This is a genomic window from Kitasatospora sp. NPDC059817 (assembly GCF_042731835.1).
Lineage (GTDB): Bacteria > Actinomycetota > Actinomycetes > Streptomycetales > Streptomycetaceae > Kitasatospora.
Genome location: NZ_JBHWIR010000043.1, coordinates 1 through 10,305, shown reverse-complemented (window position 1 = coordinate 10,305; position 10,305 = coordinate 1). Strand labels below are relative to the sequence as shown.

Below are 10,305 nucleotides of genomic sequence, written 5' to 3'. Positions count from 1 at the left end.
CGCTGTGCAGTATCTGATACGTCTGGAACGGAGATATCGGGTGATTGTGTCCTTGAGGTCGGGCCGGGTGTGCACCCGGAAAGGGCTGCGTGCCCTGACCGTCTCTCTGGTCTGTACTCTGCCGCTGGCGGCTTCGTGCACGGTGGCGAAGGAGCCTGTCCCGGCTGTTATTGGGTCCTGGAAGGCGCCCGTCGCTTCGATCCAGTTCCTGGAGGGCGGCAAGCTCGGCGAGGTGAGCCTGCTCCCCGCCATGTGTCGTGGAGGGAAGTCTCCGACCGTGGTGAAGTTCACCGGCACCTGGAAGTACGGGACGCTTTCCGATGCTGGACCTGGCGCGGTCGCCCAATTGGTCTCCGTCGACGGCGATCTGAGGTGCGAGCGGTTCTTCCAGTACGTCAAGCGCCAAGGTGAGGAGCGGTTGCGACTGACCGATGCGGACGATGGCGGCGTGCCGTTCGCCGCGTTCCTTCGGCAGTAGGTCCGTTTCGAGAGCCGCCCCATCCGATGTGTCGGATGGGGCGGCTCTCGTAATGGAGCATGGGCGACGCGGGGTCGGGGGTCTTCGTGGTGCTGCGGGACTGCTACTCCGGGGGTGACCGAGAGATCTGTCTACGGGAGGAGCGGAAAGGAGCGGTGGCCAGGCGGGGCGGCCAGTCGCCGGGGGAGCGCGCAGCGGGGCTTCTCCGGGATGTAGGGGCTCGGAGAGCGATGGCTACAGCGCCCGGTTGGAATTCCAAGTGGGGCACCTCCACCTGGAATGCCGCCGACTCGGCCAACGCATCCACGCTGACCTGGGACGTCGAGGGCAAGCTCGCCTCACTCGCCCAGGGTTCGGCCGTCACGACGTACGTCTACGACGCCGACGGCAACCAGCTGATCCGCCGCAACCCCGGCAAGGTCACCGTCAACCTCGGCGGCGGCGACGAACTCACCTACGACACCGGTACCAAGACCAGCACCGGTACCCGCTACTACAGCATCCCCGGCGGCATCACCCTGGTCCGCGAGAGCCCGACCAAGCTCACGTACCAGTTCGCCGACCACCACGGCACCAACACCCTGTCCATCGGCCGCGACAGCCTCGTCGAGACCCGTCGCCCCACCGACCCCTTCGGCGCCCCGCGCGGCACCACCTCCAGCACCACCGCCTGGGCCGGCGACAAGGGCTACGTGGGAGGCCTCAAGGACGACGCCACCGGCTTCACCAACCTCGGCGCGCGCCAATACCAGCCCAGCACCGGCCGCTTCCTCAGCCCGGACCCACTGCTCCTGCCCAACGACCCGCAGCAGTGGAACGCTTACGTGTACAGCAACAATGACCCGGTCAACAAGACCGACCCCACCGGCATGGCCCTGGAGGTTTTCTGGGATGCCGATACCGGTGGCGCAACGTTTACCGTGATGCCGTCAACTGTGGCGGGGCATCACGATACGGTAATTGGCGGCACGTCGCGCCATCCGACTACGAGGAATGTCTGGGTGCCGCCGCGGATAGTTCCAGCGAAAGAGAGGGAGATCCTGGTCTGCTTGCAGTTCCGTTTGCGTCATCCCTCTTCTCGCCTTCGGGCCGTGCCTACCAGAATGGCGGGTGTCTATCAGGGTGCTGATTAACAGATTTAATCGAGTCGGCCGGTGGTTCAGTCGGGCGCTGCTGAGATATCTTGCGGTGTGCGTGGCTCCCGTGTGCGTTTTTATGCTCGTTCTTTCAGCATTTGCGCCCGGAGGGCATGACGCCAATGGATTCTCTCGAGCCGACTCCCTGGATAGCCTCAAGCTGCTGGCGCTCATCTCGCTCACAATAACTGTCCCCACACTGTTCTTTCTCTTCCTGGTCTCTTTTTGGGCGGCCAGGGGGAGGAATGTTCGAGGGGTGGCTGCCGTGTTGTTTGCTCTGCCCCCACTGCTCTATCTCCTTGCGGGTGCTTGGCCCTTCCTGCTGATGAGCGCACTCGGTGTGATCTACGCAATGGTAGTGATGCCCGCGCCTGCTCCTAGATCCTGATCTTGCGACATCTGGGCCCCCGGGCGCGTGATGCGCATCGGGGACCCAGATGTTTATTCTGGGCACTTACGGTAACTTCCCGTTCAATCCTGATGGGGCTCATCGAGTAATCGCTCGGCGAGCCCGCCACGAGTGGGGGATCATGGAAGGGAGGGGGGAGTGGCAGGAATCTTGGTGCTCACTCGAGTGTGTGCCGGTGGAAGGCGTATGGCTTACCGTTTGTACGGTGGCCGCACTGCCGCTGGCAGCTTCGTGCGCGGTGGCTGACGATGACTGGCGTGGACGCCGGTCAAGGACCGTTCGCCCGACAGTAGTCCGTCGGCTTTGGGTAGCCAGTAGGTCTGTGCCATGAGCGCCCCATCCGGTTTCCGGATGGGGCGCTCAGCTGACTCGTGGGGCCGGGTCCTGCGTCGGCCCTCGGCATGGCCGTCAAGGCGATCCTGCGCTGACCTGTTCGGACTGTCGCAGATGGTGGCGCGTGGCTTCTGAGGGGGCGGGGCGGTCTTCGAGACGGCCTCGCTGCCAGATCGTTTGATGGAGGGTGCGTGAAGGGGCAGCGAATTGTCCTGTGGAGTGTGGTCGGCGGGTTGCTGGGTGTCCTCGGGTTGGGCTGGGCCGTGTGGATGACGGTCCGACCTTCCGGGCCTGAGGTGCCTGATCCGGTCGGACGGTGGGCCGGAGGAGCGGCGGCTGTCGAGCTTCTTCCGGAAGGGCGGGTCGGATCGGCACAAGTGCCGGCCCGTGTGTGCAGCGCTGCCTTGGTGGACCGGGAACAGTCGACGGAGATTGAGGGGCGCTGGAAGAAGTCGGTTCTCGATGACGTGGGGCCGGGGGTCTACGTGGACGCGACCCGGAAGGATGGGAGCGGTAGTTGTCGCTTCTGGCTGACGGCCGAGGAGAACGGAAAGGACCTGTGGGTGCTGGTCGATCAGGGGTTCGTCATGAAGAAGGACTGAGATGTCGCGGTGGATTCGATTCCTGGCGGTATGGAACGGGGTGGGAGTGATCGGGATGCAGAGGCCGAGCCGGGTGCGTGGACGTGGGAGGCTGCCTGTTCTGGCTGTCTGTGTGGCATCGGCTCTGCCGCTGGCGGTTTCGTGCACGGTGGCGAAGGATCCTGTCCCGGCTGTCATCGGGTCCTGGAAGGCGCCCGTTGCTTCGATTCAGTTCCTGGAGGGCGGCAAGCTCGGCGAGGTGAGCCTGCTCCCCGCCATGTGTCGTGGAAAGAAGTCCTCGACCGTGGTGAAGTTCACCGGCACCTGGAAGTACGGGACGCTTTCCGACGCCGGACCTGGCGCGGTCGCCCAATTGGTCTCCGTCGACGGCGATCTGAGGTGCGAGGGGTTCTTCCAGTACGGCAAGGACCAAGGTGAGGAGTGGTTGCAGCTGACCGATGCGGACGACGGTGGCGTGTCGTTCGCCGCGTTCCTTCGGCAGTAGGTCCGTTTCGAGAGCCGCCCCATCCGATGTGTCGGATGGGGCGGCTCTCGCAATGGAGCATGGGCGACGCGGGGTCCGGGGGCGTCAGGGGGGTGTCAGGAGTGGGGTGGTGATCGTTGGGATGTCGTCAAGAGTGGTCGAGGTCCGGGGTGGGGTCGGGTGAGGTGGGTGGGTGCCGAGTCCTCCGTTGCCTGATGTGCCTGGTCCCACTGGTGGTTACCGCAATGCGCCTACCGGGGTGCCGCCGTACGGCGGGCCGGCGGTGCCGCAGCTGCCGGCTCTGGACGGGACGCTGGTGGTCGACTTCGCGTTGGTGGGCAAGGCCGGGGCGGATGCGGGGCGGGCGGCTGACGGCATGGCTGCTGCCTGGACGGCGCTGAGTTCTGCGGCCCTGTCCGGCGCGGCGCCCTGGGGGGATGATCCGGCGCTCGGGCAGGGCTTCGACCAGGTCTTCGCCCAGCCGCGGGACGATCTGCTGAAGGCGGTGCAGGCGCTGCCGGACACCTTGCGCAAGCTGGCCGATGCCCTAGGCGCCACTCGCAGCACGTTCGAGAAGGCCGACGAGCACGCCACGGAACTCGCCTGGACGTTCCCGGTGCCCGGTAGCGGCGGCGCGTGATGGCGGTCGACGCCCCCAACGCCTCGCTGCCGGACGGGTTGCAGAACCTGCTGATGATCCTGGTGGGGAACAAGTGGCCCACGGGGAACGAGAGTGCGCTGCGGGCCGAGGCGGATGCCTGGACCGAGGCGGCGAAGTCGATCCGTGCCTGTGTCCTGGACCTGGCGGACGCCAAGTCCCAGCTCGACCAGGGTCTGAGCGGTGCCACCAGGGACGCGTTCGACGCCTATCTGGCCAGGCTCGCCGTCGCCGACGACGCCGCGCTGCCGCTCATCGCCCAGTGCTGCGACGCCGCCGCCGACGCGCTGCACAACCTGGCGAACCAGATCGAGACCCTGCGCATCGAGATCATCGGTGCGCTGGTGGTCCTGGCCGTTCAACTGGCCATCGACGCAGCGTTGTTCCTTTTCGGCGGGGCCGAGGCGGCGCCCGTGGAGATCGCCTTCACCAGGGCCCTGGTGTGGGCCTTCCTGCGCAAGGCGCTGATCAGTGCGGTGACCCGGGTCGCCGAGTCGGTGCTGGCCCAGGTGGGCTTCGACCTGCTGGCCCAGGTGATCGAGCTGGGCCAGGGCCACCGCACGTCGATCGACGGCGGCGAGCTGGGCACGGCCGCCGTCAACGGGGCGGTGGGCGGCGCGGTCGGTGTCGGTGCCGGGTGGCTCGGCAAGGGGCTGGGCAAGGGTTTGGGCAAGGGGCTCGGGAAGGGCTTCACCTCGCTGACCGGCAAGGAGGCCGGCGCGTTCGCCAAGGGCGCGGCCGGGCTGGTCTGGAACACCGGCTACGGGGCGCTGACCGGGATGGCCGAAGGCGCGGCGCAGGATGCGGTGTTCGGGTTGTCGGGCGACTACGTCTCCGGCGCGGCCAACGGCGCGTTCGCCGGGGCGTGGGGGTGGCGGCACGGGGTGATGAACCCCGGGAACAAGTTCTCCATCTCGCCGGGCGACCACATCGAGGGCTGGCTGAACGGCCGGTTGGAGGGCCCGCGCCCACCGCGCGGCGGTACGACGGGGGACGGCACGCCAGGGGGCGGCCCGTCGGAGATCGAGCTCGTCCCGGTCGGGGACCTGCCCCATGAGCTGCCGCCGCTGCCGCCGCAGGACACGGACCTCTCGGGCCTGTTCCACGAGATGGGCCACTTCCCGGCCCCCGTCGGCGACTTCAGGCCGACGCACGGCGGCACCTCGGTTCCGCACCGCCCGCAGCCGAGGACCGTCTCCGACATCGTCCTGGAGGAGCTCAGCCCGGGCGTGCGCCAGCCCTCCTGATGGGGCATCAGGAGGGCTGGCGTCGGCGCGGGGACGGGGGTGTTACCGGCTGCCTGCCGGGGCGAGGGGGGCCAGGGGGCCGGGGTAGAGGTATTCCTTCGCCGGGATCGTGGTGCCGTGGGCCCAGGCGTCGAAGAAGCCCTTGAGGTCCTTGCCGGAGACCTTGGCGGCGAGGGCCTCGAACTGGGGGAAGGAGGCGTTGCCGTAGGCGTGGTCGGCGGTCCAGCGCTTGAGGGTGGCGAAGAACGTGTCGTCTCCGACGGTGCGCCGCAGGGCGTGCATCATCAGGGAGCCCTTGAAGTAGAGGGCCGAGGCGAGTTCCTTGCCCTGCCCGGGGTCGTAGAGCTTGGTGGACCAGTACTCCGGCTTGTTCCGGTTCTCCTCGACGCCGGGGGCGTAGAAGCCGGTGTCGAGGTTGCTGCCCTGGTGTTCGTCCCACAGCTGGTTGGCGTACTGGGCGACGCATTCGGCGATGCAGCCGTCGCGCCAGTCGGTGAACGAGACGCTGTCGCCGAACCACTGGTGGGTGATCTCGTGGACCGCCGCGGAGTCCCAGAAGTAGTTGGTGTAGGTGGGCCGGCTCTGGGTCTCCAGGTCCGGCGCGCCGGTGCCCGTCTCCTTGGTCCAGCTGCGGACGATGGCGCCCGCGGAGGAGAACGGGTACGGGCCGAACTTGGAGGCCAGGAAGGCGATGATCTCGGGCTGCTGGGCCTCGGTCGCCTTGGCCATGTCGTCGATCGGCACGTCCGGGCCGTAGGCGGTGATGACCGGCGTCCCGTCGGGCAGCGCCGAGCGGTGGACGGTGAACTTGTCGATGGCGACGGTGCTGAGGTAGGTCGCCATCGGCTTGTCCTCGCGCCAGCGGAAGGTCGTCGAGCCGTCCTTGCTGGTGGTCTGGCCGGGCCGGCCGTTGCCGATGGCGGTCCAGCCGTCGGGGACGGTCGCGGCGAGCGAGAAGGTGGCCTTGTCGGACGGGTGGTCGTTGGACGGGAACCAGGAGGTCGCCGAGTGCGGCTCGCCCATCGCGTTGACGCCGCCGGACACCAGCTGGTGCCAGCCCTCGGGGTCGGGCTTGCCTGCGTACACCACCCGCACCGCGAAGGTGGCGCCGCCGGTCACCCGGCGGGCGGGCACGATGTCCAGCTTGTGCGTGCCGGAGCGGGAGAACGACTTGGCCGGGGTGCCGTTCACGGTGACCGAGGTGACCTGGAAGCCCTTGAGGTCCAGGGAGAGGCGGTCCAGCGACTGCAGGGCCCGGGCGGTGACGGTCGTGTCGCCGTTCAACTGGTCGGGGTGCGCCGGGTCGTAGGCGATCCGGACGTCGTAGTTCGCCACGTCGTAGCCGGTGTTGCCGTCCTCGGGGAAGTACGGGTCCCCGATGCCGGCCGCTCCCGCGGGGGCGGCGGTCAGGGCGACGCCGAGGGCGGTGGCGGCGGCCACCAGGGTGACGGCCTTGCGGCGGTGGCGACTCAGCGGTGTGCGCATCTGTGGCTCCTGGGGGCGGGCGGTCAGGACCGGGGGGCGGCGGGGACGGTGGCCGGGTCGGTGGGGGCGGCGGGCTTGGCGGGGGCGGGCTTGGTGGTGGCGAACTGCCAGACCACGCCGATCATGGCGTTGGTGCTGGTCGCCTGCGTCGCGGGGTCGACGTTGGCGAGGTTGTCGCACGCGCTGTGGATGCAGTCCGAGACGCCGCTGCTGAAGCCGGACGACGGGATGCCCGCGTCCCCGAACGGCTGGCTGTCGGAGCTGTCCAGCGGGATGTCGAAGGTGGCCAGGCCGCGGTCGGTGAACCACTTCTCGAAGGCCTGGAAGGCCGCGGTCTCGTTGTTCTTCGCGTCCTTCACCAGCAGGTACTGCTGGAGGTTCTTGCTGCCCGCCTGGTCGAGGTTGAGGTACAGGTCGATGGCCTTGCGGTCGCCGGCGGACAGGTTCTTGACGTAGTCCGCCGAACCGACCATCCCCAGCTCCTCCGCCCCCCACCAGGCGAAGCGCAGGTGCCGCTCGGGCTTCAGCTTGGCCTTGGCCACCTGGAGGGCGGTGGTCAGGACGGCCGCCGAGCCGGAGCCGTTGTCGTTGATCCCCGGGCCCATCGTGACGCTGTCCAGGTGGGCGCCGGTGAGCAGCACGTGGTCGGGGTCGCCGCCCTGCCAGTCGGCGATCAGGTTGTAGCCGTCCTTGCCGTCGTGGGAGAAGCGGCGCAGCTGCGTCTGGAAGCCGGCCCGGTCCAGCGCGTGCTTCATGTAGGCCACCGACTCCGCGTACCCCTTGGTGCCGTGCGCGCGGTTGCCGCCGTTGCGGTCCGCGATCCGCTGCAGGGCCTGGAGGTGCGGCATCACCTCGGCCGCCTCGACGGTGGGCGCGGCGGGGGCGGGCCTGCGCTCGGCGGCCGTCGCCGCGACGGCGGGGACGGTGGACAGCAGCAGGGCGGCCCCGAGGACGTGGGCGGCGAGGGACACCAGACGGCGGGAGGGCATCACGCGGGAGCCTTTCGGAGGCGGGGCCGGGGGGGCTTCCCCCGGCGGACTCGACCCACCCTGGTCCGTCGATGTCAGGAACTTGTCGAGAGGCTGTCGGGAACCGGTAGGGGTGCTTCCGGAGGGCGACTTACGATCATCCTCATGTGCGCACATGTCGTGGTCGCCGAGGACGATCCCAAGCAGGCCGACCTGGCCCGCCTGTACCTGGAGCGGGAAGGGCACCGCGTGGTCGTCGTCCACGACGGCCGGGCCGCGCTGGAACAGGCCCGGCGCGGCCCGGCGGACCTCCTGGTCCTCGACGTGATGATGCCCGTCATGGACGGGCTCGACGTCTGCCGCGCCCTGCGCGCCGAATCCGCCCTGCCGGTACTGATGCTGACGGCCCGCACCGCCGAGGAGGACCTGCTGCTCGGCCTCGACCTCGGCGCCGACGACTACCTCACCAAGCCGTACAGCCCGCGCGAGCTCGTCGCCCGGGTCCGGGCCCTGCTGCGCCGCGGGTCCCGGCCGCTGACCCCGGGCGCTCCCGCGCCAGCGGCCGCGCCCACCATGGCGCCGGCCGCGCCGCCCGCCGCCGCGCCGCCGGCCGTGCTGACCGCAGGGGCCCTCACCATCGACCCCCTGCGCCACGAGGTCACCGCCGACGGACGGCCCGTCAGCTGCACGCCCGGCGAGTTCCGGCTGCTCCAGGTGTTGGCCGCCCAGCCCGGCCGGGTCTTCACCCGGGCCCAGCTGCTGGAGCACCTGCACGGCATCGACCGGTACATCACCACCCGGACCGTCGACACCCACGTGATGAACCTGCGCCGCAAGATCGAGCCCCAACCGCGCCGCCCCACCCGCTTGCTGACGGTCTACGGCATCGGCTACAAGCTCGCGGAGGGGCCGCGCGGTGCGTCGTGACGCCCCGCCGCGCCGCAGCCTGCTGGTCCGGCTGCTCGCCCTCTCCGCCCTGGTCTCGCTCTGTTCGATCGCCGCGACGGCCTGGCTGACCGCCCGCACCACGACGGGCGCGATCAGGCAGGAGCAGCGCCAGGTCCTCGCGGATCAGGCCCGGATCTACCACGAACTGCTCGGCTACGCCGCGACCCACCCCGACTGGACGGGCGCGGAGAGCACCGTGCGGCGGCTCGCCGCCGACACCGGGCAGCGCATCCTGCTGACCACTCCGCGCTTCGAGCCGGTCGTCGACTCCGCGGCCGCCGCACCCGGGTCACCGCCGTCGGCCGCCACCGCACTCGGGTCACCGGGCGCCACACCGTCGGCCGCCACGTCGTCGGCGCCGCCCCCGGGCGCCGCCGACCGGACGGTGCTGCCCCGGACGCCCACCACCACCGTCGACCCGCTCTCCGTCGACCTCGCCATGCTGCCCGACGCCCCGGCCGACCGGATCGACGCCCGCGCCGTGGGCCCGTTCCGGCTGACGACCGCCGAGCGCGCGGCCATGGAGGAGGCCGCGCGGAACCGGGCCGGCTGCCTGCGGTCGGAACTGGGCGTCGAGGCGACCGTCACCGACGACGCCGCCGGCCGCCCCGTGGTGAGCGTCCCCGGTGGCCGGCCGCTCGGCGTGCGCTGCGCGCCCCCGCTGGTGCTGGACGCCCCGACCCGCACCGAGAGCGCCGCCCTCGCCGACCTCACCGCGCTCGTCAACGCCTGCCTGGAGCGCCAGCAGATCCGGCCCGTGACGCTGTCCCTGGGGCTGCAGTGGGCCCCGGCCCGCGACCGGGAGCAGGAGCAGGTGATCTCCGCCTGCCTCGCCAACTCCCGCCGGCAGCAGCTCGTCCGGTACGTGGCGCCGCCCGTGCTGCTGTTCGTCGGCGCGCCCGCCGGCGCGGCGGACCAGGCCCCCGCGCTGTCCGCCCCGCACCGCGGGCGGGTCGCCGAGGTCGCCGCGCTGGTGCTGGTGGTCACCGTGGCGATCACCACGATCGTCGGCCTGCGGCTCTCCCGGCCGCTGAACGCGCTCACACGCGCCGCCCGGCGGATGGCCGACGGGGACCTCTCCGCCCGGGTGTCCGCGACCGGCCGCGACGAGATCGCCGGACTCGCCGCCGCCTTCAACGCCATGGCGCAGCGCCGCGAACAGCTGGAGGAACTGCGCCGGGCGATGGTCGGCGACATCGCGCACGAGCTGCGCACCCCGCTCAGCAACATCCGCGGCTGGCTGGAGGCCGTCGAGGACGGCGTCGTCACCGCCGACGGCGCCCTGACGAGTTCGCTGCTGGAGGAGGCCCTGCAACTCCAGCACCTGATCGACGACCTGCGGGACCTCGCCGACGCCGACGCCGGTGAACTGGCCCTGCACCGCGAGCCCGTGGACGTCGAGGACCTGCTGGCCCAGGTCGCCACCGCGCACGGCGCCCGGGCGCAGGCGTCGGGCGTGGGGGCGGCGGGGGGCGGAGCGGCCGCGGAGAGGACCGCCGGGGCGTGGTGTGGGGGCGGGGCGTGGGGGGGGGCGCGGGGGGGGGGCGGGGCGGCGGAGTAGCGCGGGGGCGCCCCGCG

10 protein-coding genes are annotated in these 10,305 nt (G+C 70.5%); 8 read left to right on the top strand and 2 right to left on the bottom strand.

What is annotated here, in order from left to right; all coding sequences use genetic code 11:
* The first annotated feature begins 4 nt into the window (after positions 1–4).
* The 6 genes from ACFV61_RS12220 (at position 5) to ACFV61_RS12195 (ending at position 5,326) form a co-directional block, all read left to right on the top strand.
* Positions 5–478: a hypothetical protein gene (locus ACFV61_RS12220; RefSeq protein WP_380491452.1), complete on the top strand. Its 474-nt coding sequence runs from the start codon at positions 5–7 to the stop codon at positions 476–478.
* A 230-nt stretch (positions 479–708) separates the two neighbouring features.
* A complete protein-coding gene (locus tag ACFV61_RS12215) occupies positions 709–1,611 on the top strand; it encodes an RHS repeat-associated core domain-containing protein (RefSeq protein ID WP_380491450.1) in 903 nt (300 codons plus the stop codon).
* Between the two features lie 936 nt (positions 1,612–2,547).
* On the top strand, positions 2,548–2,958 hold the full coding sequence (locus tag ACFV61_RS12210) for a hypothetical protein (protein ID WP_380491448.1): 411 nt from the start codon (positions 2,548–2,550) through the stop codon (positions 2,956–2,958).
* A gap of 112 nt (positions 2,959–3,070) precedes the next feature.
* Positions 3,071–3,442 (top strand): hypothetical protein, encoded by a 372-nt coding sequence (locus tag ACFV61_RS12205; RefSeq protein ID WP_380491446.1) that lies wholly within the window; start codon positions 3,071–3,073, stop codon positions 3,440–3,442.
* A gap of 196 nt (positions 3,443–3,638) precedes the next feature.
* A complete protein-coding gene (locus tag ACFV61_RS12200) occupies positions 3,639–4,061 on the top strand; it encodes a hypothetical protein (RefSeq protein ID WP_380491444.1) in 423 nt (140 codons plus the stop codon).
* Complete coding sequence (locus ACFV61_RS12195; RefSeq protein ID WP_063349692.1) at positions 4,061–5,326, top strand: hypothetical protein; 1,266 nt, start codon at positions 4,061–4,063, stop codon at positions 5,324–5,326. Before ACFV61_RS12200 ends, ACFV61_RS12195 begins: the two co-directional genes overlap by 1 nt.
* A gap of 42 nt (positions 5,327–5,368) precedes the next feature.
* Here ACFV61_RS12195 and ACFV61_RS12190 read toward each other — a convergent pair whose 3' ends face one another.
* Together ACFV61_RS12190 and ACFV61_RS12185 are read right to left on the bottom strand one after the other, a co-directional pair.
* Entirely contained in the window at positions 5,369–6,811 is a 1,443-nt protein-coding gene (locus ACFV61_RS12190; RefSeq protein ID WP_380491442.1) for a M1 family metallopeptidase, read from the bottom strand.
* A 23-nt stretch (positions 6,812–6,834) separates the two neighbouring features.
* Positions 6,835–7,800: a M20/M25/M40 family metallo-hydrolase gene (locus ACFV61_RS12185; protein WP_380491440.1), complete on the bottom strand. Its 966-nt coding sequence runs from the start codon at positions 7,798–7,800 to the stop codon at positions 6,835–6,837.
* A gap of 144 nt (positions 7,801–7,944) precedes the next feature.
* Between ACFV61_RS12185 and ACFV61_RS12180 the strand changes: the two genes are divergently transcribed.
* Positions 7,945–8,706 (top strand): response regulator transcription factor, encoded by a 762-nt coding sequence (locus tag ACFV61_RS12180; RefSeq protein ID WP_380491438.1) that lies wholly within the window; start codon positions 7,945–7,947, stop codon positions 8,704–8,706.
* Entirely contained in the window at positions 8,696–10,288 is a 1,593-nt protein-coding gene (locus ACFV61_RS12175) for a HAMP domain-containing protein (RefSeq protein ID WP_380491436.1), read from the top strand. Before ACFV61_RS12180 ends, ACFV61_RS12175 begins: the two co-directional genes overlap by 11 nt.
* Positions 10,289–10,305: the final 17 nt, after the last annotated feature.